The organism is Streptomyces sp. NPDC001480, assembly GCF_042894725.1.
Classification (GTDB): Bacteria; Actinomycetota; Actinomycetes; order Streptomycetales; family Streptomycetaceae; genus Streptomyces.
Genome location: NZ_JBIAVX010000009.1, coordinates 163,005 through 188,342, shown reverse-complemented (window position 1 = coordinate 188,342; position 25,338 = coordinate 163,005). Strand labels below are relative to the sequence as shown.

At 68.5% G+C, this 25,338-nt stretch carries 20 protein-coding genes and 3 pseudogenes; 11 read left to right on the top strand and 12 right to left on the bottom strand.

Features of this window, described 5'->3' with window-relative positions:
* Nucleotides 1–155 precede the first annotated feature (155 nt).
* Together ACFY01_RS23505 and ACFY01_RS23500 are read right to left on the bottom strand one after the other, a co-directional pair.
* Nucleotides 156–373: pseudogene (locus tag ACFY01_RS23505) on the bottom strand (IS630 family transposase); the annotation flags it as partial.
* 525 nt (nucleotides 374–898) lie between these two features.
* Nucleotides 899–1,615 carry a TetR/AcrR family transcriptional regulator gene (locus tag ACFY01_RS23500; RefSeq protein WP_390737674.1) on the bottom strand — a complete coding sequence of 239 codons (717 nt, stop codon included), beginning with the start codon at nucleotides 1,613–1,615 and terminating at the stop codon, nucleotides 899–901.
* A gap of 115 nt (nucleotides 1,616–1,730) precedes the next feature.
* Here ACFY01_RS23500 and ACFY01_RS23495 point away from each other — a divergent pair, with 115 nt between their 5' ends.
* The 6 genes and pseudogenes from ACFY01_RS23495 to ACFY01_RS23470 all read left to right on the top strand — a co-directional run bounded on the left by ACFY01_RS23495 (nucleotide 1,731) and on the right by ACFY01_RS23470 (nucleotide 6,320).
* Nucleotides 1,731–2,438 (top strand): NAD(P)-dependent oxidoreductase, encoded by a 708-nt coding sequence (locus tag ACFY01_RS23495; RefSeq protein WP_390737673.1) that lies wholly within the window; start codon nucleotides 1,731–1,733, stop codon nucleotides 2,436–2,438.
* Between the two features lie 403 nt (nucleotides 2,439–2,841).
* Nucleotides 2,842–3,360, top strand: coding sequence for a hypothetical protein (locus ACFY01_RS23490; protein ID WP_390737672.1), 519 nt, complete (start codon nucleotides 2,842–2,844; stop codon nucleotides 3,358–3,360).
* A 76-nt stretch (nucleotides 3,361–3,436) separates the two neighbouring features.
* Nucleotides 3,437–4,510 carry a hypothetical protein gene (locus ACFY01_RS23485; protein WP_390737671.1) on the top strand — a complete coding sequence of 358 codons (1,074 nt, stop codon included), beginning with the start codon at nucleotides 3,437–3,439 and terminating at the stop codon, nucleotides 4,508–4,510.
* 279 nt (nucleotides 4,511–4,789) lie between these two features.
* The gene (locus ACFY01_RS23480) at nucleotides 4,790–5,536 is read left to right on the top strand and encodes a phosphotransferase family protein (protein ID WP_390737670.1); all 747 of its coding nucleotides are present in this window, start codon (nucleotides 4,790–4,792) and stop codon (nucleotides 5,534–5,536) included.
* 72 nt (nucleotides 5,537–5,608) lie between these two features.
* Nucleotides 5,609–5,788, top strand: a pseudogene (locus tag ACFY01_RS23475) (LysR family transcriptional regulator); the annotation flags it as partial.
* A gap of 307 nt (nucleotides 5,789–6,095) precedes the next feature.
* Complete coding sequence (locus ACFY01_RS23470; RefSeq protein ID WP_390737669.1) at nucleotides 6,096–6,320, top strand: hypothetical protein; 225 nt, start codon at nucleotides 6,096–6,098, stop codon at nucleotides 6,318–6,320.
* Between the two features lie 104 nt (nucleotides 6,321–6,424).
* Here ACFY01_RS23470 and ACFY01_RS23465 read toward each other — a convergent pair whose 3' ends face one another.
* Both ACFY01_RS23465 and ACFY01_RS23460 read right to left on the bottom strand, forming a co-directional pair.
* Nucleotides 6,425–8,122, bottom strand: coding sequence for a purine-cytosine permease family protein (locus tag ACFY01_RS23465; RefSeq protein ID WP_390737668.1), 1,698 nt, complete (start codon nucleotides 8,120–8,122; stop codon nucleotides 6,425–6,427).
* A gap of 302 nt (nucleotides 8,123–8,424) precedes the next feature.
* Nucleotides 8,425–9,507, bottom strand: a complete 1,083-nt coding sequence (locus ACFY01_RS23460; protein ID WP_390737667.1) for a substrate-binding domain-containing protein — start codon at nucleotides 9,505–9,507, stop codon at nucleotides 8,425–8,427.
* A gap of 110 nt (nucleotides 9,508–9,617) precedes the next feature.
* Here ACFY01_RS23460 and ACFY01_RS23455 point away from each other — a divergent pair, with 110 nt between their 5' ends.
* A complete protein-coding gene (locus ACFY01_RS23455; protein WP_390737666.1) occupies nucleotides 9,618–10,076 on the top strand; it encodes a MarR family winged helix-turn-helix transcriptional regulator in 459 nt (152 codons plus the stop codon).
* A 139-nt stretch (nucleotides 10,077–10,215) separates the two neighbouring features.
* On the opposite strand, the gene ACFY01_RS23450 is transcribed toward ACFY01_RS23455, so the two are convergent.
* Nucleotides 10,216–10,788: a GNAT family N-acetyltransferase gene (locus ACFY01_RS23450; protein WP_390737665.1), complete on the bottom strand. Its 573-nt coding sequence runs from the start codon at nucleotides 10,786–10,788 to the stop codon at nucleotides 10,216–10,218.
* 357 nt (nucleotides 10,789–11,145) lie between these two features.
* Here ACFY01_RS23450 and ACFY01_RS23445 point away from each other — a divergent pair, with 357 nt between their 5' ends.
* Nucleotides 11,146–12,381 (top strand): MFS transporter, encoded by a 1,236-nt coding sequence (locus ACFY01_RS23445; RefSeq protein WP_390737664.1) that lies wholly within the window; start codon nucleotides 11,146–11,148, stop codon nucleotides 12,379–12,381.
* A gap of 507 nt (nucleotides 12,382–12,888) precedes the next feature.
* Here the strand turns inward: ACFY01_RS23445 and ACFY01_RS23440 are convergent.
* Nucleotides 12,889–13,284: a winged helix-turn-helix transcriptional regulator gene (locus ACFY01_RS23440; RefSeq protein ID WP_390737663.1), complete on the bottom strand. Its 396-nt coding sequence runs from the start codon at nucleotides 13,282–13,284 to the stop codon at nucleotides 12,889–12,891.
* A 153-nt stretch (nucleotides 13,285–13,437) separates the two neighbouring features.
* Here ACFY01_RS23440 and ACFY01_RS23435 point away from each other — a divergent pair, with 153 nt between their 5' ends.
* Complete coding sequence (locus ACFY01_RS23435) at nucleotides 13,438–14,169, top strand: alpha/beta fold hydrolase (protein WP_390737662.1); 732 nt, start codon at nucleotides 13,438–13,440, stop codon at nucleotides 14,167–14,169.
* 158 nt (nucleotides 14,170–14,327) lie between these two features.
* Here the strand turns inward: ACFY01_RS23435 and ACFY01_RS23430 are convergent, their stop codons facing one another.
* The 4 genes and pseudogenes from ACFY01_RS23430 to ACFY01_RS23415 form a co-directional block, all read right to left on the bottom strand.
* Nucleotides 14,328–15,254: a transposase gene (locus ACFY01_RS23430; RefSeq protein ID WP_390737933.1), complete on the bottom strand. Its 927-nt coding sequence runs from the start codon at nucleotides 15,252–15,254 to the stop codon at nucleotides 14,328–14,330.
* A 34-nt stretch (nucleotides 15,255–15,288) separates the two neighbouring features.
* Nucleotides 15,289–15,376, bottom strand: a pseudogene (locus ACFY01_RS23425) (hypothetical protein); the annotation flags it as partial.
* 894 nt (nucleotides 15,377–16,270) lie between these two features.
* Nucleotides 16,271–17,389 carry a fatty acid desaturase family protein gene (locus ACFY01_RS23420; RefSeq protein ID WP_390737661.1) on the bottom strand — a complete coding sequence of 373 codons (1,119 nt, stop codon included), beginning with the start codon at nucleotides 17,387–17,389 and terminating at the stop codon, nucleotides 16,271–16,273.
* Nucleotides 17,390–17,396: 7 nt separating this feature from the next.
* Nucleotides 17,397–18,452, bottom strand: coding sequence for a ferredoxin reductase (locus ACFY01_RS23415; RefSeq protein WP_390737660.1), 1,056 nt, complete (start codon nucleotides 18,450–18,452; stop codon nucleotides 17,397–17,399).
* A gap of 87 nt (nucleotides 18,453–18,539) precedes the next feature.
* Between ACFY01_RS23415 and ACFY01_RS23410 the strand changes: the two genes are divergently transcribed.
* Nucleotides 18,540–19,679, top strand: coding sequence for a PucR family transcriptional regulator (locus ACFY01_RS23410; RefSeq protein ID WP_390737659.1), 1,140 nt, complete (start codon nucleotides 18,540–18,542; stop codon nucleotides 19,677–19,679).
* A gap of 669 nt (nucleotides 19,680–20,348) precedes the next feature.
* Here ACFY01_RS23410 and ACFY01_RS23405 read toward each other — a convergent pair.
* Nucleotides 20,349–23,549, bottom strand: a complete 3,201-nt coding sequence (locus ACFY01_RS23405) for a TIM-barrel domain-containing protein (protein WP_390737932.1) — start codon at nucleotides 23,547–23,549, stop codon at nucleotides 20,349–20,351.
* Nucleotides 23,550–24,311: 762 nt separating this feature from the next.
* On the opposite strand from ACFY01_RS23405, the gene ACFY01_RS23400 reads away from it, so the two are divergent.
* On the top strand, nucleotides 24,312–25,037 hold the full coding sequence (locus ACFY01_RS23400; protein ID WP_390737658.1) for a peptidylprolyl isomerase: 726 nt from the start codon (nucleotides 24,312–24,314) through the stop codon (nucleotides 25,035–25,037).
* 129 nt (nucleotides 25,038–25,166) lie between these two features.
* Here the strand turns inward: ACFY01_RS23400 and ACFY01_RS23395 are convergent, their stop codons facing one another.
* A complete protein-coding gene (locus ACFY01_RS23395; RefSeq protein ID WP_390737657.1) occupies nucleotides 25,167–25,292 on the bottom strand; it encodes a hypothetical protein in 126 nt (41 codons plus the stop codon).
* Between the last annotated feature and the right edge of the window lie 46 nt (nucleotides 25,293–25,338).

Here is a 25,338-nt window from a genome sequence, read left to right as displayed (position 1 = left end):
ACATTCGAAGCACTTCATGGATGAAACACCGCGGACCGAGCCGGTCGAACGCCCCCTGGCGTGAGGCTCGGAGATCCCGCCCCGAGTTTCCCCGCCCGGACACGGGCCGCCGCCTCACGCGCGTCCAGTTCCTCGATCAACGAGACTGTCGGCTTTCCCCGCGAGCAGCAGCCATGGAAGTAGCGCACCCCGCGGGTGCGGTGGTAAGTGGCGGGCAGCCGGTCGGCGTGACCCCTGTCGGCCCAGCCGGAGCCTGCGGTGGGCCTGATCCCGAGCGGGCCGAACCCCGTCGAAGGAAAAAACTCGGTCCGGGGTAGCGGTTCAGTACTCCCTCTGTCCGGTCGAGTTCGGCATCGCGTTCTGGGTCGGGAGACGGCTGAACAGAAGGTGGGCTACCTCGTGACCATCGCCCCCGGGAAGTACGTCACGCGGCCGTGACTGTGCCTCGGCCCGGTCTCGGCTGTAGGGCACTTGGCAGCCGTACGCACACGGCGCCCCAGGCCGTCGCCAGGGCGCCGGAACCCTTTCCGGCATCGCCGAAGGATGCGTCCGCCGGCTGGCGCGGCACGGCTGTGGCACCGGCGACGCAACGGACGAAGCCAAGGACGGCTGTGGACGACTCCGCTTCCGCACCGGCGCAGCGTTGCACCACACATACCAGCACGCTGCGTGAAGAGGCCGCGTCCGTCACGGAACTGCGGCCGGAGCCGAATCGAGAAACTGCGTCACCGCCGACGGGCGAGACACCTTCCCGCCGGGCAGCAGCCGCTTGTCCGTCGCCACCTGGCCGAAGCGGCTCAACATGATTCGCGGGGATGCTTTCGGGCTTCGGAGCGGGGAAGCGGCGCGCAGCGACGTGAGGACGGTGTACTTCGAGGAGCCGTCGGTGCTGCGGGCTTCAGCGTCGGCGTGGGATGCCCAGTGTCCGTACGAGTTGGCCAAGTTCATTTTGGAAGAGCTTGGCCGGGCTGGTGGTCTGGGTGTGCAGGTGGCCGTAGATCTCCAGTGACACCAGGCCGTGGAGGTGCCCCCAGATGCGCAGGGCGAGGGCAACGGCTGCGGGCGGCAAGTCGGGGAAGGCGGGACGGACCTTGTCGAGGAGCCCGGGGTCGAAGTCGGACCAGTCGAAGGTGCTGTCCTCGTGGAGGTGCTGGGCGTGGGGCCATGCGGCTGCCGCGAGTGCGGTGACTCCGGTGCAGACCCTGCGGGCGGCATCCGGGGCGGGACCGCCTTCGGGAGCCTGGTAGCCAGGCACGGGGTCGCCGTAGATGAGCCGAAAACCCTGGGGGTTGACCAGGGCCCATGTCCGGAAGGCGTTGGCCCATGCCTCGATCCGGACGGCGGCATCCGTGGCAGGCACGTTCTCCCAGGCGGTGTCCACGGTGTCCGCCAAGGCGGTGTACACGTCGTTGATGAGCGCGGTGACCAGATCGTCCCTGGTCGCGAAGTATCCGTAGATGGCGTTGGCGGTCATGCCCATCTCGCGGGCGATGGCCCGCAGGGTGATGGCGCCCGGCCCGCCGGAGGTCATCAGGGCCAGTGCCACGTTCTTGATTTCGGCCGTGGTCTCGGCCCGTAGCCGCTCGCGCCGTCCGGTGCTGCCCGTCACTGTCACAACAGACACTCTACAGCGTCCATTTGGGATACGCCGTGCGAAAGCTTCACGGCGTATAGTTTCCGCACGGCGTCACCTCCGTGACGTCCCATGTCTGCATGCACAGGGGAGAACCATGCACATCGGAGTCATCGGAGCCGCCGGGACCATCGGCAGCCGGGTCGTCACCGAAGCCCTCGACCGCGGCCACCAGGTCAGGGCCTTCAGCCGCGACGCCACCTGGGCACAGCGCCACGAGCATCGGGACAACATCACCTGGGCGAGCATCGACGTTCTCGACCCGCAGAGCATCGCCGGCCACCTGCCGGGCCTCGACATCCTGATCAGCGGATTCCAGCCAGGCAATGCCGCCAAGGACTTCGCGGACACCGTGCGGCGCTCGATCGCCGACCCCACCCTCTACGCGACGGCGGCCCGAGCCCTGCTGAAAGCACTGGAGAGCCACCCTCGGACCCGGCTCATCGTGATCGGCGGTGCCGGCAGCCTCGAGATCGAACCGGGGGTGGTGCGTGCCGACTCCCACGAGTTGCTGCACGCCGCCCTGGACCAGCTCGGGCTGCCCCGCGAATACGCCGCAGCGGTACGCGGTCACCGGGACGCGCTCGATGCCTTGCGGACATCGAACCGGCTGTGGACCTACTTCAGCCCCGCGGAGGAGATCGCCCCCGGCGAGCGCACCGGTCGCTTCAGGCTCGGCGGCGACCAGCCGGTCCTGGACGCTGATGGCCGCAGCCGCATCTCGGTGGAGGACGCGGCCATTGCTCTGATCGATGAGGCGGAGCTCCCTCGCTTCGTCCAGCGTCGTTTCACCATCGGCTACTGAGAGCCACAGCCCCAAGCCCCGTGGGGGAGCTCGTCAACTCCCCCTGGAACGGCTGAGGGCATCTGCCTGCCCGTCCACGAGCAGGCTCGGCTTTGTAGGTGAGCACCGCTGAACGTCTGTTGCTCAGCGGTGCGAACGCCTGGTTCCACAGGAGAGTGATGTCGCCGGGTTTCGAGAACGCCCAGGTGCTCTTCCCGGGACCATGGTTGTGCTTTGCACGACGAGGGGGCCCGGGTGCTGCCGAAGAGGCAGTTGACGGTATGCGGGAGTAGCTGGCCGCGGCAGAGCCGGCCGATACGCCACTGCCGGCCCGGCAGACCGGTCTCCTTGGCTTGGACGCCTACCTCCTCTTCGCGCACGCGCCCTACTACCCGGCCGGCGCCCCAGAGATCAACCCACCGTCGTGGCCGCAGTCTCCCTGCTGCACCCCCGCGTACGGCGGCCCGACGGCGTCCGCATCCACGACCGCCTCATCCGCGGCCGCCAACCGGGCGAGATCGTGCCCCTGTCCACGCTCACCCACGAACCGGACGGCGGTACGCGCTGGCCGGAGGCCGGCGACTGGGAGGCGGTCACCACGGATCTGCTCCAGCTCATCCAGGACTGCCCATGCGATGCCCTCAGCCTGGGCCTGCCAGACATCGCCCGCGCCCTGGTGTGCTCCGGCCCGCACGGCGAGGCACGGGTCTGCGACCCGGCGGCCGGACAGCATCAGGCGCACGGGCCCGCGCACCGGCTCCAGGTCCTCGTCGAGGTCGGCAGGCACATGGTCTGGGCGGAAGCAGGATCGCCTCTGTGGCCCGGCGGCGGTCTGCTCCCCCGCTCAACTCCGCGGAGGGCGACTGATGTTCATAAGACGGAAGGTTACGGTCCGGTTCCGGAGCGGGACCGCAGTTGCCGCCCGGATGAGTGGGGTCGATAGCGTGGCACAGCGAGCGGCCCGTGCGCGCTGCACAGGGCGGACGCCGAAAGTACACGAGAAACGGGGATACCTTGCCATGGCTCACCTGGCCCGCTCTGTTCACCTAGCCCGTGCCACGCGCATCGGCGTGTTCACCGCGGCCGTATTCTCAGCCGCGGCCTTTTTGACCGGATGTTCCACCGCCGACACAGGTTCCGGGCACGCGGACGCTGCGTCGGACGAGCGGCCGTTGCTCACCAAGGCCGAGGCGAACAAGACGGTGGACGCCTATCAGAAGGTCAACAACCAGGCCAACGCCAAGCGTTCCGCCTCACTCATGGCGAGGGCGGAAGGCGGCGCTGTCCTTGCGATGGACCAGGCGTACTTCACACAGATCCCGGCCCTCGACAAGGGTGACGTTGCGGATAATCTCGCTCCGTTCGTGTACGTCAACCGCACCTTCTACATCCCGCCCGCCTCCTCGAAGGCCGACTGGTTCCTGGTGCGCACCCAAGGCGCCCAACTCACCCATGGCAAGCCGGGCAAGCTGTGGTCAAAGGACATCAGGTTCCTCGTCTTCAAGCGCTCCGCGGATGGCTGGCGGATGGTCGTTGCCCGCGACTTCGAAGGGTCTGACGTGGCCAAGGCGCCGCACATCGCCCTCGACAAAGCCGGGCTGATGAAGGTCGCAGACCCCGAAACCAAGATCGGTAAGACGGCGCCCTCACAGTTGCCGGGACTGGTCACCGATCTGTGGGTGACAGGTGGCCGCAACACCCCGCTCGCCGGCACCTCAGCCCGGCGCCTCGGCGCGTCCTGGTACACCGAGCGGGCCGACAACCTGGACGGGCACGCCTGGGTCGACTTCAAAAAGACCACCCCGCAACCCGGGGACGTCTTCGCCGTGAAGACCGCCGAGGGTGGCGCGCTCGTGCTGTCCGACAGCGCTGTCGACGAGACCTTCCTCGCCAAGGACCTGCACTCCTACATCAACCTCGGCGACTCGGACAAGCCGCTGGTCAAGCACAACCCGGACGCGCGTATGTACAAGGTCGTCCGCCACTACGCACAGACGGAACTCGGAATCATCTCCGCGGACGGCAAACCTGCCGTCTACTCCATCGGCACCCAGGTGACCACGGTAGACGCCACACCAACACCTGACATCTGACATCTGACACATCTTGACCGCTCACATGCGGCGGCGAGCCAGTCCGACCATGGACCACCCCGGCATCCGCAAGAACCTCGCCACCAGGCCCGCTTTTCCGGCAACCATGGCGTGGCCCGCTGATGCCGGGTCAGGACTCCTGACACAAGTGGTGGGTTTCACCTGGTCAGAGGCCGGTGTCGTGCACGAGGCCGCCGGGTAGCGGGACGCGGTCAGCCGCGTCATCGCACGCGACAAACCCGGCGACGTCGGCGCTCATCCCCGGGATACTGGTCGCCCATGGATGAGGTCGAAGTCGTCGTCGCCCATTCCGAGCGCGCGACTCTGCGCGTCGGCGACGTGTTCTTGAAGGTGGACGCCGATCAGACGCGCATCGACGTCGAGGTCGAGGCGATGTCCCTCGCGCCGGTCCCGACCCCCAAGGTCCTGTGGCGCAAGCCGCCCGTGCTGGCGACCGCCGCACTCCCGGGGACGACGCTTGGGCGCCTCGGCGGGCCGTCGACCGGGTCGCCTGCGGCGTGGGCCGCGGCGGGCGCCGCCATCCGGAAGCTGCACTACGCGCCGCTGCCGCCCCGGCCCGGCCGGGCCGGCCGGAGCACCGACGCGCTGGCGGCGGAACTCGACGACGAGTGCGAGTTGCTCGTGACGAACGGCGTCCTGCCCGCCGACCTGGTCACCCGCAACCGCCAGGTCGCCGAGGCCGCGCTCCGGCCGTGGACTGCGGCGTTCACACACGGCGACCTGCAGATCGCGCACGTCTTCGTCGACGGCGACGAGGTGACGGGCATCATCGACTGGTCCGAGGCGGGCCAGGGCGATGCCCTGTACGACCTCGCCACCTTCACCCTCGGACACGAGGAGCACCTCGACGACGTCATCGCCGGCTACGGCACCGACATTGACCTCGACGTGATCCGCGCGTGGTGGTCGCTGCGAAGCCTGCTGATCGTTCGTTCGCTGATCGAACACGGCTTCGACCCCTTCGCGCCGGGCTGTGAGGTCGATGTGCTGAGATCCCGGATGTGAGGCCGCGCGGGCCCGACTGCCACGTATGCGTTCTGACGCATCGAGCAGGCCGCCCCCTGGCCCGCATCGCTCGCGGCCGCGCTGAAGTTCGCGGGCGGCTCCGATCTCCTGATCAGCGTCCCGGAAGCCACCACGCGGTCAGCGGTGGCCGACCTGGGCCTGGTCGTGCTCCTCCTCCCGCTCGAACTGCGGTCGGCACCGATATACCTGTCGTGGCATCAGCGCTACGACACCGACCACGCCCACACCTGACTGCGCCTGGGAGCGGCTGACCATGATGCCCAGGTCCCTGGCCGCGGTGCGCCGGATCCTTCTGGCCGAGGGCGTGCGCTGGCGGCGCACGCGCTCATGGACGCGCTCGGGAGACGCGGACTTCGAGGGAAAAGGACGCGGATCGTCGAGCTCTACACCAGCCCGCCCGTCGGCGCGACGGTCGTCTGCGCCGACGAGCTCGGCCCGGTGATCCCCCGCACCTTCCCGCCGGCGCCGGTCTGGTCACCGGACGGACACCGCCTCAAGAACGAGATCGACTACTCCCGCGGACCGGAGCAAACCTGGGGTGTTCATCCCTGTCGGCGCCTGCTGGCTCAACCTCCAAGAGGGCTGGTGGCGCATCTTCCGCAAGACCACCCTGGCCGGACGCTCCTTCGGCGACCGCGACCACATCACCCACGCCACCGAAGTGGCCACAGCCCAGCTCAACGCCCGCGCGCGACCTGGGATCTGGGGCAGACCCGCACCGCCGACCAGGCACTTACGCCGCCGCTATGTGTACGTCCTTTGAGGAATCCAGCATTGGAGCAGACCTGACCGACTGACGACGTCGGCTCCGGCCCATGTCGAATAACGCGAGCCGGAGCCAAACGGGACACGGGAAGGTGATGGTGGTCAGTTCACGGATCGCACGGTGGGCATGGCGAGGGCGACCGGTCCCGTGCCGGAGCCGCTCTTGCAGGAGTCGTGGCAGTCCTTCTCCAGGCTGCAGCACAGTGAGCAGATTGCCCCGGCGTGGAAGGGGCAGTTCGCCACGTCCGGCCGTTCGAAGTCGGTCGTGCACACGGTGCAGGTCAGCATGGCCGCGGAGGGCAGGCCGTCCGCCCCGAGCAGCGGCTCCTCCAGGTCGTCGACGCGGGCGATGTAGTACTTGCCCTTGGTGAGCACCGCGAACAGCGGTGAGAGGACCATGGCGAGGAACAGGGCGATGAAGGGGGAGTACGCCTTGCCGTAGTCACCGAACGCCTCGAAGTACGCGGCGATGGAGACGGCGGAGGCGATGAGCATCGAGCCGAAGCCGACCGGGTTGAAGTTGTACAGGTGGGCGCGCTTGAACTCGATGTACGAGGGGCTGAGCTTCAGCGGCTTGTTGATGACGAGGTCGGCGACGACCGCGCCGATCCAGGCGATGGCGACGTTGGAGTAGAAGCCGAGGACGGTGTTGAGGAAGCCGAAGACGCCGCCCTCCATCAGGGCCAGTGCGATGCCGACGTTGAGGAAGATGTAGACGACGCGGCCGGGGTGGCGGTGGGTGAGGCGGGAGAAGAAGTTCGACCAGGACAGCGAACCGGAGTACGCGTTCGTCGAGTTGATCTTTATCTGGGAGAGGATCACGAAGAACGTGGCCAGGCCCAGGGCGACGGGTGCGGCGAAGGTCTTGAAGCCGTGGACGTACTGCTGGATGGGCTCGTTGGCCTTGGACAGGCCGACGCTGCCGGCGATGTAGAAGGCGAGGAAGGCCCCGCCGATCTGCTTGGCCGCGCCGAGCACCACCCAGCCCGGGCCGGCGGAGAGGACGGCGCCCCACCACTTCTTGCTGTTCTCGGGTGTCTTGTCGGGCATGAAGCGCAGGTAGTCGACCTGCTCGCCGATCTGGGCGATCAGCGACAGGGCCACGCCGGCGCCCGCGCCGACGCCGAGCATGCTGATGCTGGAGCCGGTGGGGGAGTTGCCGGCGAAGTGCGTGAACTGCGAGAACCTGTCCGGCTCCTGGATGGCGATGGACACGAACGGCGCGACCATCAGCACCAGCCAGACCGGCTGCGTCCACACCTGCATCTTCGACAGGGCCGTCATGCCGTAGATGACCAGCGGCAGGATGATCAGCGAGCAGATGAGATAGCCGACGGCGAGCGGGATGTGCAGGCCCAGCTCCAGGGCTTGGGCCATGATCGAGCCTTCGAGGGCGAAGAAGATGAAGGTGAAGCTGGCGTAGATGACCGAGGTGAGTGTGGAACCGAGGTAGCCGAAGCCCGCGCCCCGGGTCAGCAGGTCCATGTCGATGGAGTACTTCGCCGAGTAGTACGAGATCGGGATGCCGGTCAGGAAGATGACCACCGCCGCGGCCAGGATCGCGACCATGGCGCTGGAGAAGCCGTTGGAGATGGCGATCGAGCCGCCGATGGCGAAGTCGGCGAGGTAGGCGATGCCACCGAGTGCCGTGGTGGCCACCACGTAGGGGGTCCAGCGGCGGAAGGACTTCGGCGCGTAGCGCAGCGAGTAGTCCTCCAACGTGTCGTTCTGCGCCCAGTTGTTGTACGTCCGTCCGCCCGTACTCGTCGGCGGTGCTTCCTTGTCGACGATCTCCGTCACGACATTCCCTCTTCCCAGCACTGGGGACGACCCGGGCGACCCCGGGTGATTGCACGGAAGAGTCACGCCACGCTGTTTCTTGAGCGTTTCGCTTCCTTTAAGGGAAAGGTCTTTAACGGGTCTTTATTCGACGCGCGTAGATAGCGCGCCAACAGGAGCGGAACCGCGTGGGCCGGGATGCCCGTCTATGGGCGACTGCGGCGAGCGAAGGGCTCGATTGAATACGAATGCCCCGCCTCTGTCAGATGCTTCCCGTAGAAAGTATTTCTGTGGCAGGGTAATGTCAACGGCGGGGAGCGGGGTCAGAGTTGGGTGACGATGTGGAAGTCGAAGGCATCCGCCCGTGCCAGGTACAGCCGTTGGGTGAGATGGTTGCCGCGCAGCCGCAGTACGCCGCGCGGGCCCTCGTAGGAGACCGTGTCGCCCACCGTGCACATCGCCCGCACGTCCAGCGACCGCGCCCGCTCGGCCAACGCCACCAGCAGGCGCACCCCTTCGAAACACGACTCGCCCGGACTGCCAACGATGGGTGCCTCCACACCGAACCGCGCCGCGTAACGGGCGCTGAAGTCCAGGCTCTCGGCGGTCGCGAGGGTCTCGAAGAAACCAGCCGTCGCCCACAGCCCGTCGGTGGCCTCGGCGCCGGTGGCCAGCAGGATGTTCTCGTCCATATGGGTGCTCAGCCGCAGACACCGCTGGTGAAGGCCGTACGCGGCGAACGCCCGGTTGAAGCGTGCCGCGTCGTCGCCGACCAGCAGCATCAGCACCGCGTCCGCCTCGCACCGCTCGATCCGGCGCAGCACCGGCCCGAACTCGTGCGTCCCCAGCGGCACGAAGACCTCGTCGCGCACCAGACCCCCGCATGCCCGGACGTATCGCCGTGCGGCGCGGGCGGTCACGCGCGGCCACACATAGTTGTTGCCCACCGTGCACCAGCGTCGCGCGCCGGTCGCCTCGGCCAGCAGCCGCATGGCCGGCAGCAGTTGCGCGGTATCGGTCTCGCCCGTCAGGAAGACCCCGGGTGCGCGCTCGCCGCCCTCGTACTGGGCTGTGTAGACGTAGGGCACGCGGCCCGCGATCCGCGGCAGCAGTGCCTGGCGCACGGCCGAGGTGTGCCAGCCCACCACCCCGTCGACGGCGCGCAGCGACACCAGAGTCTCGACCTCGGTCGCTACCCGCTCCGGCGATGCCCCGCCGTCCACCGTGACCAGGCGGACCTCCCGGTCCAGCACGCCGCCCGCGGCGTTCAGTTCCTCGACGGCCAGTTGTGCGGCCAGCTCGCACGACGGGCCGAAGATCCCCGCGGGTCCCTGCAGCGGCACGACCAGGGCCACGACCAGCGTCGTGCTCGAATCGCCGTTCCCTCTGGGCGGCACCGGATGCACAGACCACCTCCGTGAGGGCACTGGGCGCGCGGATCCCGGTCCGGGCCCCGGCACCCTCGCGGAGGCTCGTGATCTGCCCGAACACTAGACCTATCGGAAGGACACCGGCAGTGCCGTCCGAACTTTCCTCCCCGGACCTTGCCCACCTCCTCAGTCACGCCGAGCGACGCCTTGGCCGGCGCTTGGCCGTGGTGCTGGCCGAGGAGGGCTGTTCGGTGGAGGAGTGGCGCGTCCTGTCGGCCGTTGCCGACGGGCAGGGCCACCCGATGTCCGAAATCGCCGACCACGCCCTCATGCCGGCGCCCACTCTGACCAAGCTCGTCGACCGCATGGTCGCCGGCAACCTCGTCTACCGTCGGCCCGACCCCGACGACCGCCGCCGCGTCCTGCTGCACCTCACCGCCCGCGGCCGCATCCTCCAACAGCGCGCCGCCCACCGCGTCCACTCCGACCAAACCCGGCTTCTCTCCGCCATCGGTGACCAGGGAAAGCTCGCCCAGCTCCTGCCTCTGCTCGCGGCAACGGTCGACGGGTTGCCTGCGGTGCCTCCCAGCAGACCGCACAGTTGAACTTTTCGATCAATGGCCGCGGCCTCGTCCCTGTGCGGCGAAGTCGGGCCTGCGCTTCAGCGTCTTGGCGGTCGCGCGAGCGAGTTGGACGACTGGGTTGGCGTGACAGCCGGCGGGAGAGGTGAAGCCCTCCGCGCGCTCAGAGGGGGAGCGCGGCCAGGGTGCGGGCGGGATGACAGGGGCCGAGGAAGACGACGATGCCCCTGCCCTCAGGAAAGGGGTGCGTGGCCTGGGTCCAGCCCTGCCGACGGTAGAAGGCAACGGCGCGCGGCGAGCGGACGGAAGTCAGCAACCAGGAGCGGCCTTCGGGGGCGTCCTTGGTAACCGCTTCGAGCAGTTCGGCGGCCAGGCCCGCCCCGTGGGCGGCTGGGCGGACGGCGAGTTCGTCGATCTCGCGGGCGCCGCACAGCCACTCCACTGTGCGCTCCCTTCCCAGGCCGGCGGCGGCCTGCGGATAGCAGCGGTCGGTGGGGAAAGGGGCCGCGGTCGTCCAGGCAGTGGTGAAGCCGACGACGTCCGCCCCGGCGAAGGCGAGCGCCGCGGTGAAGCCGGGGCGCCGGACGTTGTCCACCAGCCGGCCGACGAACTCGACCGCCTGCTCCTCGTCTTCGTTCCAGGGCGGGGCGCAGAAGCCTTCGAGGTAGACGGAGCGCAGGGCCTCGGTGTGCTCCAGCAGGTCCTTGCCGCGGAAGACGCGGATGTCCGGTGTCATCAGGCGGCACCTGCCCAGACGCCCGCCGCCGGGCGCAGGACGGCCCGCGAGGTGACGCCGACCGACCGGCACCGCTCGATGCCGAGAGTCACGGGAGAGCCCAATGTCCGCCCCTTGTAGCCATCTCTTTGTTATTGCGAGTAGTATGCAATAAGCCTTCTCGAATGTGTACCCCGGTGCACGTGAGCTGATCCACTGCTCTGGAGGAGGAACCGGAGGTGCGGGCACCGATCCGTGCCGCCATCCCGTACCGGATGTGGGGTGCTGTTCCGCCTGACAGCGTCCGTCCCATGGACAGCGCCCCGCATCCACCTCCATCGGTGGGGCGTCCCACCCGCCTGTGACGTGGAGCCCGCCATGCCCCGTCTGCTGCCCGAGGCCGGACCGCAGCGCGTCCTCGCCGTCTCCAACTTCGTCTACACCGTCGGCAGCGGGCTCTATCTGACCGCCGGGGTGCTGTACTTCACCGAGGCCGTCCACCTCCCGGCGAACCGGGTGGGGCTCGGTCTCGGCATCGCCGGTCTGGTCGCACTCGCCCTCGGTGTCGCGGTCGGTCACCTGGCGGACCGGTACGGAGCGCGCGGCGTCTACGCGCTCACCCTGGCCGTCCAGGCGCTGGCCACGGCCGGCTTCGTGCTAATCAAGAGCTTCTGGCCGTTCGTGGTCGTGGTCTGCGCGGCCGCCGGGGCAAAGGCGGCAGGAATCGCCGCCCGTTCCCCGCTCATACGGCACTACGGAGGCGAGAGGCCGCAGGAGTTCCGGGCCTATCTCCGCGCCGTGACCAACGTCGGCGTCTCCTTCGGGGCCGTCCTGGCCGGCTGGGTCGTCCAAGTGGGGACGCTGACCGCCTATCAGTTGATGGCCGCCGGCAACGCCATCGCCTTCGCCGTCTCCGCGGCGCTCGTGGTCTTCCTTCCGCCCATCGCCCCCGTCCCCGGCGACGGAGGTCCTCGCTGGAGCGCGCTACGGGACGGGCCCTATCTGCTGCTGACCGCTCTCGACGGCGTCATGGCCATCCAGTTCAAGGTGCTCACCGTGGCCATCCCGCTGTGGATCGTGGGCGCCACCACGGCCCCGCACTGGCTCATCTCGGGCACCATGCTTACCGGTACCATCATCGTCGTCGCCTTCCAGGTCAGGGCGAGCCGCAACGTCGACTCCCTCGCGGCCGGCGCAAACGCCTACCGCCGCGCAGGTGCGGCCTTTTTCGTCGCCTGCTCGCTGATCTCGCTGTCGGCGGGCATACCGGCGTGGGCCGCCGCAACCCTCCTCCTGATCGCCGTGGCGATCCACACCGTCGGTGAACTCTGGCATTCCGCCGCCGGCTTCGAGATCTCGTTCGCTCTCGCCCCACGGCACGCCACCGGCCAGTACCTGGGCGTCTTCGGCTTGGGTGCCGGACTCGCCGAGGCCCTCGGACCCGGCCTGATCATCGCGCTCTGCATCACCTGGGGCCGCCCCGGCTGGTACGTCGTGGGAACCATGTTCGCCCTGACGGGCCTCGCGGCACCGCCCGCCGTCCGCTGGGCGCAACACCATCAGCACGGCCGGCAGACGCGGTCTGCTCCTGCGGAGAAGGTGCCAACGGCCTGACAAGCCCGTGGAGTCGGCCCAGATTCGCGACGGCCGCAGCAGCAGCCCCGACGTGCGAGCACCTGACCTGGAATCTTTCCGTGCTGCCGGCCGAATACTGACCGGGGCTTTACCGCATCCAGCTGGCCGCCGGTGCCCCGACGGCGGCCTGAAGCGTGCTCGGACACGTCGTCCTGGAGGCCGCTCAGTCGGTACTGCGGCTCCACGGTGAGGAGGGGTACCGGGCGCAGTGGGTCGGCACCCGTTCCCCTCGCGGCACTGCAGGAACTGCGCCGACTGCACCTGCGGCGTGCGAACGCGGACACGACACGCGGAGCGGACGGTCCGGCAAGGAGTGGCCGCGGTGAGGTGCGTTCCTCCGGCAGGGTCCCGGTCGTTGTGTATCTCGCTGCCTTGGTGAGGCTGGCCGCGGTAGAACGCAGGGTGTGACACGGCGGCAGTTCACTGATGACCAGGGGAAGCTCACCGAGCCGTACCTGCCGATGGGGGAGTACAGCCGGGCTGGGGTCAGGCGGGCGAGGTGTCGGGGCGGGCGTCGTACACGGCGCGGGCGGCGTCGATGTGCGTCAGGTGCGTGATGCTCCACTCCAACAGGGGTGCGGCGGCTTCGCGCAGGGTCCTGCCCATCGGAGTGAGCTCGTAACTGACGTGCGGCGGCATGACGTTGCGGACCGTCCGTGTGAGGATCCCGTCGCGTTCCAGGCCGCGCAGGGTGACGGTGAGCATACGCTGGCTGATTCCGTCGACGGCCCGCTTGAGTTCGGTGAAGCGGCGCGGCCCCTGGCTGAGGTTACGCACGATCAGCAGCGACCACTTGTCGCCGACGATGCCGAGCACTTCACGGGCCTGGCACGGGTCCTCCGGCCGTGCCTGCTGCGACTCGCCGCCCACTGTGCCGCTCATGGTTACCTCCAGAGAACCGGGGCACCGAAATGTGCCTTATTGATCAGGGTGCGGCAGGTGCAGCACGATGATTTCGGTTCCCGAAGAGTACCGAGGCACAAACAGGAACCATAATGCTCGCGCGCCTCCACGCCCCGAAGAGGAAAAAACCTCATGTCAACTTTTCTGCTGGTACACGGCGCCTGGCACAGCGGCCGGTGCTGGGAGCGGGTGGCCCCGCTGCTGGAATCGGCCGGACACCGCGTGTTCGCGCCCTCACTGACCGGCTACGGCGACAAGGCACACCTGCTCGGTCCCGAGGTGGGGCTCGACACGCACGTCGCGGACGTCGTCAAGCTGATCCACGAGGAGAACCTGACCGAGGTGGTGCTCGTGGGGCACAGTTACGCGGGGCTGGTCGTCTCGTCCGTGGCCAACGAGGTACCGGAACGAATCGCGCACCTGGTGTACCTCGACGCGATGGTCCCCGAGCACGGCGAGACCGCCGTCGACGTGCAGCCCATGACCCAGAACCTGATCGACCTCGCCGCCAAGTCCGACAACGGCTGGCGCATCCCGCCGCTGCCCGAGATGCCTCCGCCCCTCGGCCTGTTCGGGATCACCGACCCGGCGGACGTCGCATGGCTGCGTGCGATGCTCTCCGACCATCCAGTGCGCTGCCTGCGGCAATCGGTCCGGCTGGACAACCCTGCCGTGGGCTCCATTCCGCGCACGCACATCCACTGCGTCGGTGCAGAGCCGGAAGGCATCGTGCGGCGGCCCGTCCCCGCTGCACAGCCCAACGGCTCCCCAGCACGGATACGGGAACTGCCGACCGGGCACGACTGCATGATCACGATGCCGACAGACCTGAGCGAACTGCTGCTTGAACTCACCCTCCGCTAGCCTCCGGACCGTGCCTGCGGCAGCGAGCCGGAGAAGGGCCGCCACCGTCAGACAGCGGACCCGGCCCACGGAGCCGCCCGCTTCGCGAAAGAAGCGCATGGAAACCTAGACGGAGGCCGGCGTCGTAACTTGCGGGGGTCTTGATGCCCCTATGGATGTCAAGCTGCCAGGGCCTGGTCGCGGGGCTGAGCATGGGCTCGCATGATGATCGTGTAGAGCTCTCGGGCGACGTAGCGTTTCAGGCAGCGGATGGCTTCGCGTCGGGTCCTGCCTTCGGCGATGCGTCGCTCGACGTAGCTGCGGCTGCGTGTCTCCCAGCGGAGTCGGGCAAGGACGATCGTGTAGAGAGCCGAGTTGGCCTGACGGTCGCCGCCTCGATGGAGCCTTCTGCGCTGTGTCTTGCCCGAGGAGGATTCGACTGGGCTCACCCCGCAGAGCGAGGCAAACGAAGCCTCGCTGTGGAGTCGTTCAGGATTGTCGCCTGTGGCGATGAGTAGCGCCGCGGCGGTGTCCGGAACCACGCCGTAGCAGTCAAGCAGTTGCGGAACGTGCTGCCTGATCACGTCGGTGATCCGCTGCTTCAGAGCGGCGATCTCATCATCGAGTTCCTCGACTCGACGGGCGAGCAGCCGCAGGGTGAAGACCGCGGCCGCCGTGGCCGTGCCGGCCGCAGACCTGTGCAGTGTCGTGCAGGCTCGGACCAGCTTGGGGATGGTCAGCCCCTCCAGAGACTCTCGCAGCTCTGGACTGGCCGTCACGAGTACCGCCCTGAGCTGGTTGATGGCCTGGGTGCGGGCTTTGACCGCGGAGACCTTGGCCATCTTGAAGAGCCGGAGAGCTTCAACGGGACCGTCAGTGAACTTGGCCGTCGCGGTGGCTCGGCCGGACAGCACGGCGTGCGCTGCTGCCTCGGCGTCGATGGCGTCGGTCTTGCCGCGACGGCGGCGTGTTGCCTTGTCCGGCTGGTTCACCTCGATGACGGTCAGCTCGTTGGTGCGCACAATGCGGCTCAGCGCAGCTCCGTAGGAGCCGGTGCACTCGACTTCAGCGCGGCTGACCAGGCCTGATGAACGGGCCCAGTCCAGCAGTTGCTGGTAGCCGTCGGCCGTGGCAGAAAAGCCGTGATGTCCAGGCCAGTCTCGGCGGCCAGGGCTGCGAGTTCGGTCTTCCAGGATCGGGTGCGGTAGCCGTTGGACCCGCCTGCGTCCCTCGCGGCCGACGACGAACCGTTGCGGGATGTGATCATTTCGCTGTCCCGTGAACTGGTCCGCAGCGAACTCGCTCAACAGATCGTCCTGGACCGCCTTCTGGCCCTGCTGCTCGTCCTGGCCGGCCGCAGCGACTTCCGGCGCAGTGGGACCGCACCGCGCGGGTACCGGGTGGCCGCGGATCCGCTGCTGGGAGCGGTCGACAAGCCCTGCATGAGAATGCGGCCCACCCATGGACGGTCCCCGAACTCGCCGAGATCAGCGGCCTGTCGCGGGCCGCGTTCGCGGGGGTGTTCAGGGAGGCGCTGTCAGGCCCCTATGCAGTATCTGACCGAATGGCGCATGACCATCGCCCGCGACGACCTGCGTGCCGCGACGATCTCACCCTGCCTCAGATCGCCGACGCCGTCGGCCACGGCTCTCCCTTAGCTTTCGCCGCAGCCTTCTGCCGCCACCACGGAGAACCACCCGGAACCTGGCGGCAGACAGCTTGATTTGCGCAGAGCTTCCGTCAGGCCGGGGCGGCTCGCCACTGAAGGGCCGGTCGAGGACAAGTCACCTGAGACACCCGTGCAGGTCACACAACGGCAGGTCACATAACGCCGTCCAGTGCTGTCGCGTCCGACAGCTGGCTGCTCCCGGATTCGATCTCCGGGAACGAAGCCGCCAGGCTCGTGCCCCGCCGTGAGTGCAGCACTACCCGGCCCGCGTCGACGGGGACCAGGGTGTGTGCTGAGTTCCTGGCGCGCGTCCAGGCAGCGCAGCCGGACACCGGCCTGCCCGGATCCCGTGTCGTACGGTCTGGTGTCGCGGCCGCCCACCGTCCGCAACGGATCTCACCGAACCTGGCGGTGCCGCCGGTACGGCCGAAAGATCGGAACCAATACCGGGAATCAGGCCGCGACGAGCTCCTGCTCGCGGTCCGGCGTCTTGACGTCGGGCTTCTTGTTCGGCAGCGAGAGCCGGAAGACCTTGTGCCACGCGGAGAACACCTGCTTGGGCAGCGGCCCGGTGACGTACTGCAGCTCGTACTTTTCGAACAGCGCGCGCACCTTCACCGCGACCTCGGCGTACCGGTTGCTCGGCAGGTCCGGGAACAGGTGGTGCTCGATCTGGTGCGACAGGTTGCCGGTCATGAAGTGCATGGCCTTGCTGCCGCTGATGTTCGCCGAGCCCATCATCTGGCGCAGGTACCACTGGCCGCGCGTCTCGCCGCTGATCGACCGGCGCTCGAAGACCTGTACGCCCTCGGGGAAGTGCCCGCACATGATCACCGAGTGGGACCAGATGTTGCGGACCAGGTTCGCGGTGAACGTGGCGGCGAGCGTGGTGAGGAACGACGGGCCCGACAGCAGCGGGTGGATCACGTAGTCCTTGAGCACCTGCTTGCGGATCTTGCGGCCCACGGCCTTGGCCCGCGCGCGGAACTCCGGGTTCTTGCGGCGGCGCTTGTGCAGGTTCTTGCCGAGCTCGAGGTCGTATGCTGCGATGCCGTACTCGAAGAAGCAAGCGTTGATGAAGTTCCACAGCGGCTGGCCCAGGTGGAACGGGTGCCACTTCTGGTCCTCGTCGACGCGCATGATGCCGTAGCCGAGGTCGTTGTCCTTGCCGATCACGTTGGTGTAGGTGTGGTGCAGCTCGTTGTGCGAGTGCTTCCACTGGTCGGCCGGCGAGACGTGATCCCATTCCCAGGTGGTGGAGTGGATCTTCGGGTCCCGCATCCAGTCCCATTGGCCGTGCAGGATGTTGTGGCCGATCTCCATGTTGTCCATGATCTTCGCCACGGACAGACCGGCGGTGCCCAGCAGCCACGCCGGCGGGAAGATCGAGAACAGCAGTACGCCCCTGCTGACCAGTTCGAGCTTGCGCTGTGCCGAGATGACCTTGCGGATGTAGGCGGCGTCCTTCTCTCCGCGGCTGGCGATCACCTCGTCGCGGATTGCGTCCAGTTCACGGCCGAGCTCCTCGATCTGCTCCGCGGACAGGTGGGCGGTGGGGTCGATTGCGGTCAAGGTGATCCTACCGTTCGATGTCGCAGGGGCCCGCGGCGGCGGACACGCAGGTCTGGATGAGGACGCCCGGCTCGGCCTCGGTGATCTCGCCGGTGCGCAGGTCGCGTACGGCGCCCGCCTTGAGCGGCGTGACGCAGCCGAAGCAGATGCCCATGCGGCAACCGGAGGGCATGAGCACGCCGGCCTCCTCGCCGACGTCCAGCAACGGCGTGACGCCGTCCGCGTCGACGGTCTTGCCAGTGGTGCTGAAGGTGACCTCGCCGCCGTCGCCGGTGGCGACGACGCTGGGGCGGAAGCGTTCGGTGTGCAGGCGCTCTGGGACGCCGTACTCGCTCCAGTGCTTCTCGGCGGCGTCGAGCAGGCCCGCGGGTCCGCAGGCCCAGGTCTCGCGCTCGGCCCAGTCGGGCACGAGTTCGTCGAGACGGGCGATGTCGAGCATGCCGTCCGTGTCGGTGTGCACCTCGGTGAGCCGAAGCTTCTTGTCCGCGACCATGTCGTGCAGTTCGCTGCGGAAGATTACGTCTTGCGGCTGTGGCGCGCAGTGGACCATGGCGACGTCGTCGAACTCGATGTCGCGCAGCATGCCCATCACGGGCGTGATGCCGCTGCCGGCCGTCAGGCAGAGCACCTTGGCGGGCTTGGCCTCCGGCAGCACGAAGTCACCGGTCGCCTGGTCCAGCTGGATCAGCGTGCCCGGTTTCGCCCTGCGGACCAGGTGGTTGCTGACCTTGCCGTCCGGGATCGCCTTCACGGTGATGGTGACGCGGCCGTCCTGACGGTTTGTCGGTGAGGTGATGGAGTAGGCACGCCACAGGCGCACCCCGTCCACGTCGACCCCGATCCGCACGTACTGACCGGCTGTGTGGCCGCGCCAGCCCCGTCCCGGCCTGATCACGACAGTCGCGGCGTCACCCGTCTCGGGGTGCACGGCCTCGATGCGCCCACGCAGGTCAGCGCCCGCACGCAGCGGGCTGACCAGGTCGAGGTAGTCCGACGGCAGCAGCGGCGTTGTGACCATCTCCAGCAGTTTCCACGCCCTGTCGCGGAGGGCTGCACTCATCATGACTCCAGCTTGCTGCGCCTTGAGGCGTAAAGTCCTGACCGCAGGACGTGAATCTGGTCGGCTGAATTGTTCGCAGGGAATAGAAACGTGAGCCATGCAATGCGGAGGGTCAGCGAACTGGCCCTGGATGAGACGACGGTCACCGCACTTCGGGCCGAGCTGAAGACCACCGCAGACGAAGTCGTCCAGGCGATCATCGACGAGGTCCCTCCCTACGCCAACGCCCTGACGGGTCACATGGGCGCCACCATCCGCCGAGCCGTCCGCACCGCCCTGGGGCACTACCTGGACCTCGCGAGCGGCAAGCCCACCGGCGGTGACGCCGGTGACGCGGCCTACGAGCTGGGCCGCGGCGAGGTGCGCGACGGCCGTTCGATGGACGCCCTGCTCAGCGCCTACCGCGTCGGCGCCCGCGTGGCCTGGCGATGCCTGGCAGCAGGTGCCGTACCCGCAGGTCTGCCCGCCGCCGAGGTCGCCAAGTTCGCCGAGCTGACCTTCGCCTACATCGACGAGCTCTCCGCCGCTAGCGCCGCGGGCCACGCCGATGAACTCGCCGCCCGGGGCAGGGCCCACGAGCGCCACCTGGAACACCTGGCCCGCGACCTCCTCGCCGGCGCCGCCCCCGACGTGCTGCTGGCCTCCGCTCAACGGGCCGGGTGGCAGCCTCCCGTTTCGCTGACCGCGGTCCTGCTGCCCGCCGCCCAGGCCCGGCCTGCCTACCGCACGCTCGACCCGAGCACCCTCGTCCTCGACGACCTGCCGGACGCCACCGGTGTGCTGCTCGTCCCTGATGCCGACCGGTCACATCTCTTGCGGCAGCTGACCGGCCGCACCGCCGTGGTCGGCCCGGCCCGGCCATGGACTCGTGCGTCCGCCTCGTACGCACGAGCTGTACGCGCGCGCTCCCTCTCCTCTGATATTCGCGACACCGAGGACCACCTGCCCGAGCTGGTGCTGAGCGCCGACGCGGACGCGTTCGCAGACCTGCGAGCCCGAGCCCTCGCACCGTTGCTGACCTTGCCTGTCGCGACCGCACGGCGGCTGGAGGAGACGCTGCGGGCGTGGCTGCTGCACCAGGGCAGGCGCGACGAGGCAGCGGCGGCGTTGTTCGTCCATCCCCAGACAGTCCGGTACCGGATGTCGCAGCTGCGGGAGCTGTTTCCGGATCTCGCATCGCCACACCGGGTCCTTGAACTGACGCTGGCGGTCGGCCTTCGGGTCAGCTGACGCGTACTTCGACCGTCCACGACCCGTCCGCGAGCGGTCCATAAGTCGTGCCTCGTTCTCGGTCGGGCTCCTGGTCGGGCATGCGCATGGCCGTACGGGCAGCGTCAGCGACCAGCCCAGCAGTTCACCCCCAAGGCGAGACCGGTGCGCCGGTCGACGCTGCTCACGGAAGGCTCTTTCGGCCGTGCGGTGCCACCGGAGGAGTGGCGCCCTCCCGAGTAAGTCATCACGCTCCATCCTCGTGTCTCGACGCCGTGTCGATCAGCCGACCGACGCCAGGCCGCGATCTCGGCCCGCTGCAGGCACCGGCGGTTACTGACTTCGGCCTGTCAGGGTGATGTTGGGTCGGCGAGGGTGAGGCCGGTACCCGCTATGAAGCCGTCGAGGTTGTCGGGCTGGTACTGGAGGCGTTCGAGCCGGGTACGGAGGAGTGCTTCCAGGTGGTCGACGGCGACGACGGCGAGCCTGACCAGACTGCGTTTGACGTGCGCCTACTCGCCCTCGGCGGTGCAAGCGCTCACCCTCACGGGGTGACCGGGGTGGGCGTCTGGCTGGCGTGCTCACCCAGGCGTCGGCTGATGTCTGCAGACCAACGGCGTGGCCCGACCCGTGGCGTGACGGCCTGCCGGGAAGCGAGTTCCCGACAGACCGTCGCCACCTCCGAGTCGCCTACTGATAGGTGACGGTGATCGGGCCGTGGACGGTGTGCCGGGGAAGGGTGATCGTGAGAGTCCCGGTGGAGCTGTCCCAGCGGTAGTCGCGCGAGGTCAGCAGGACACCGGTCGCGGTGACCTCGGTGGGCTCACGGGTCGTTCCCAGCAGGGACAGCGTCCACTGGCGGTTCTTCACCTGCCCGTGGAAGGAGCCCTGCGCCGGGCCGATCGACACGGTGTGGCGCGAGCCGTTGCGCTCGTACCGGACGGTCGTCGTGGCGCTGTGTACCTTCTGCGCGGTGGTTCCGTCGTCCTCGTACAGACGGTACGACCCCGGCGCGCCGGAGGCGACGGTCAGGGTGACGTCGGTGAGCGGGTTGCGGTCGTTGTCGGCGACGTCATTGGTGCGGGTCGGCAGGATGCCGCCCGCCTTGATGAACACCGGCATGGCGTCCAGACCGGTGGCGATGTCCTGGGTGGTGCCGCCCTGGTACGTCTTGCCGGTGAAGTAGTCGGTCCACCGGCCGGGCGGGAGCCACACCGTGGTGGTCGCCGTCGTCCCCGGCGTCGTCACCGGAGCGACCAGGACATCGGGGCCGTAGAAGTACTCACTGTCTGCCCTCTGGTACGCCTGCGCTTCGTTCGGATACTCCAGGTAGGTGGGACGGACGATCGGTACGCCGGTCCGGTTCGCCTCTTCGGCCAGCGAGTACGTGTACGGCACCAGGTTCTCGCGGAGGTTGAGGAACTTGTCGGCCGAGTGCCGCGCCTGTGTGCCGTACTGCCAGGGCAGCCGGTCACTGTGGTTGCTGTGCAGCCGGTCGATCGGCTGGAAGGTGCCGAACTGTACCCAGCGCGCGTACAGGTCGTCGGGGAGCTTGTGCGTGGTGCGGGTCTGCCCGCCGTCGGTGTACGTCTCCGAACCAGTCAGCCCCGTTGTGTCGTTGTGCCCGCCGATGTCGTGGGTGATGGCCGCCATCCCCGTCGCGGCGGACTCCCCGGGCGTGTAGCCGATCTCCAGCTTCAGTGTGCCCCAGGTGGAGGCGGTGTCGCCGGTGAAGTGCACGGTGGTGCGCTTGTCCGCCCAGGGTCCGGTCGGCAGCGCCTGCTGGCCGCTGTATCCGCCGGCCTGGAGCGAGCCGTAAGCGCGGGAGAGGACAAAACCGCGGCTGTTGGTCTCACCGGTGAGGGTGGCGTACTGCTGATTGATCCACGCGTCCGGTGTGATGCCCTGCAGCGATGACTGGGAGGAGTCGCAGCACCAGTCGAGCCACCAGAAGTCGTTGCCCTGCTCGTTCATGGTGCGGTGCAGGTCCATGTAGGCCTTCAGCTGGTCGGGGTCGCCGAAGTCGAAGGTGTAGCAGTTGTTGTCGACCGAAGCGGCGGAGGCACAACCGCCCTTCGCCAGCTTGCCCTTGGCTGTGCTCTGGGCCTGGGCGAACTGAGGGTCGGTGGCGAGGATGCTCGGGTGCACGTTGAGTGTGTTGTGCAGCCCCTGTGCGGCTGCCCAGTCGAAGAACCCCTTCGGGTCGGGGAATCTGCCGGGGTCCATCTCCCAACCGCTCCAGCTGTTCACGGCCTTGAAGTCCGTGTCGGTGACCAGCACGTCCAGCGGGACGTGTTCGGAGCGGAATGCGGGAAGAATCGTGTCCTCGTAGTCGGCCGCGGTGCGGTCGATGTACTCCGAGTACCACACGCCGTACGCCCACTGCGGCAGCAACTGCGGGGGCCCGGTCAGGGTCGCCAGGTCGGCAAGTCCCTGCTTGTAGTCGTGCCCGTAGCCGAAGACGTAGCCGTCCTGGTAAGGCGCGCCACCGTGTGAGGGCCGGGGCGTGACCTTCTTCGACGCGTTGCCGTAGAACGCCGACGGGGTGTCGTCCAGCAGGTACCAGCCGTCCTGGTTGAGCAGGCCGGGGGTGGTCACCGGAGCGCGGCCGTTGCCGCTCACGCCGTCCAGGCCACGGCGGTAGCCGCCGAGCGCGAGGTGCGGCGCCGGCGCGGCCTGCTTCGTCGCGGCCACCGAGACGGTGTCCAGGTTGACGTGGCAGCTCGCTGCTTCAGGACAGTCGAGGGTGACGTCGTCCTCGCCCGCCTTCAGGGCGATCGGTACGGAGGCTGTCTTCCAGGTGTCCCAGCCCTCTGTCGGTGGCAGCGTCAAGGCCTTGGTGGCGGTGCCGGAGGAGACGGAGGCGGTGCGGGTCTGGTGGAGACCGTCGCCGCCGGTGCCATTGGCGTAGCGCACCCGCAGGGTGTACGTGCCGTCGGCCGGAACGCCAACCACATGCGTGGTCAGACTCGACCCCTTGTTCAGCTCCGCGACGAAGCCGTTGCCCGCGTATCCCCCGTGGTCCATTGCGCTCACCGCGGTGCCGTCGATCCGCCCGGCCTCCGCCTCGCAGCTCGTGCCGAGCAGGCAGTCGGTGATCGCGGTGCTGGCGACCGGCGGGTACTCATCACCGGGGCGGACCAGGGCGACACTGTCGACGTTGACGTTCCCGCTGTCCGACGCGGTCCGGGTCAGGGCGATCGTGTGGTGGCCTGCGGTGAGGTCAAGGCTCGCGGTGGCCAGGCGCCAGGTGTTCCAGTCGGCCGTGGTCGGCAGGGACACCGTCCGCGGGACGTCGCCGTCCACTGAGAGGGCCAGTGTGCGGGTGCGGGTCTGGCCGTCCCCGCCACGGGAGTTGGCATAGCGCAGGTCGAACTGGTAGGCGCCGGCGTCTTTGACATCGATGTCAGAGGACATGGAGCTGCCGGTGCCCTCGAACCCCGCGGCGAAGCCCGTGCCGGTGTGGCCGGCGTGATCCGAGGCCACGGACAGCCCGTTCAGCTGAAGGTTCTCCGCCTCGCACAGCGCGCCGATCTCACAGGTCAGCCGTTGCCAAGGGGTGGCTGTCACCGGACTGCCGTCCGCCGCCAAGTGCACCGAGAGGTTGCGGGCGTTGAACGGCCCGGAACCGACCTGGTAGCGCAGGGTCAGCGCGCTCGTCCTGATAACCAGCCAGCCGTTGGACATCGTGGCCGTGTAGTCGGCCGGAGCGAAGCCGCTGCGGCCGATAGCGTTGAAAGTCGGGTCATCGGTGAACTTCCCGTCGCCCGCGTACTCAGTTCGGATCAGAGTAGACGAGAGGATCTCGAAGCGCGCGTCCCCCGACCTGACGGTGGGAGTGCTGTGGTCGTGCGAGCCGGCCGACACGGGTCCGGCGCCCATCAGCGTCATGGTGGCGGCGACCGCCAGGGCCGCGGTCGTGCCTACCCGCCGCCGTATGGATCTGAGCCGTCGCTTCCTCGATGCGGCAGTCATATCAACTCCGTTTCGATGTCTGTCGGCTGACGCGTCCTCTGCTTGCGCCGGTCCCAACGCACCCCAGTCCTTACATCGTTGGAAACGGTTGCAGTGGCGTGAGAGTACGTCCTTGACTGCGGTGCCCATAAGAGGCCGTGCAACGATGTCACCTCAGATCAGTCTTGGAGGTTCAGATCGAGTCATGGCCCGTCCGTCTCCCTCCTCCCTGAGCTTCATGAGCGTGCGGTGCGCATGGTCACGGAGATCCGCCCCACCTCCCGACCGAGTGGGCCGTGACGAAGGCGGGCGGTCGCGGCGAAGTCGAGCGTTGGTGCCGCCGAGACGGTGCGAACCTGGGTCAAGCGGCGAGCTGTACGCCGTACGAGGTCGGAAACCACACCCGGGTCTGCCCGGCCTGCGGACCCCGGTGAGATCACCTCATGCGCACGGCAGCGTTCGGTGGGCCTCTGCGCGGACTGGGGAGGCCGCGCGACCGGGTTCGGGGAGCATCCAACGTGCACCGGGTGGACGCCCTGATCGGCCAGCCGACGCTGTGCCGGATCCGAACGAAGTGGCCTGCGGCTGCGGGCCGAAGGCTGGGATCGGATGTGGCTTGCGGACGGGTACTCGCCCGCGGGGCCCCGCTTTAGACTGCGACCGCTCCGAAATCTGACGATCTTTTGGAGGGTGTGCAGGATGAACCGAGCTCTCTGGACCGCATTGGCGGCAGCAGCGTTGGTCGTGTCCGGGGGCAGCACCACCGCCTCCGCTTCCGATGCCCCGCCGCGAACCACGCACGGTCCTTGCCAGTACACCCAGACCCCGGACGAGCCGGCGGCGCGGCCGGTTCCCCTGCCGCCCGACCCGCGGCACACCCCCGTTCACGGCACGGTCGACATGGCTGTCCCGACCAGCCAGGGCCCGCTCCCGCTGCGTCTGGACCGGGCGAAGGCGCCGTGCACGGTCCAGAGCTTCGTGCACCTGGCGCGACACCGGTTCTACGACCGTACGGTGTGCCATCGACTGACGGCGTACCCGACGCTGAAAGTCCTGCAGTGTGGCGACCCGACCGGCACTGGCGAGGGTGGGCCGGGGTACGAGTACAAGGACGAGCTGCCGGTGGACCTGCCGCCGGCACCGAGCGATCCCACCGGCGTCCGTCGCCTTTACGGCCGCGGTTTGCTGGCGATGGCCAACGCCGGGCCGAACACGAACGGTTCCCAGTTCTTCGTCGTCTACGGCGACTCCGCGCTGCGACCGAACTACACGGTGTTCGGCACGGTCGGTATCGCCGGCCTGAAGACGCTCGACAAGATCGCTGCCGGCGGTATCGAGCCAACTACGCAGGACCCGGCACCTGTCGACGGCACGCCCGTGCTGCGGACCGAGCTGCTCAGCGTCCGGCCGTCCTGCCGGCCCTGATGAACTGTGGTGCGGTCACCGTGGGTCCAGCTATGTGCCTGGTCTCACGGTGATGTGAAGGAGCCGTTGCTGAACGCCTCGTGCTGCAATTCGCTGTGACGCTGGGCGGGCCGTCGGGCGGGTGACGCGTCAGGGGCCGTAGGGGCTCCAGTGCCCGAGGAAGGGCTTCAGGTCGTCGGCTCGCGGCTCGGGGATGTCGGGCAACTGGGGCGGAGGTTCCAGGGGGTCGAGACGCTCCACGATGTCCGCTGCCAATCCGTTTGGCCTCCGGCAGGGTCCCGGTCGGCGGACGGCCGGGCGG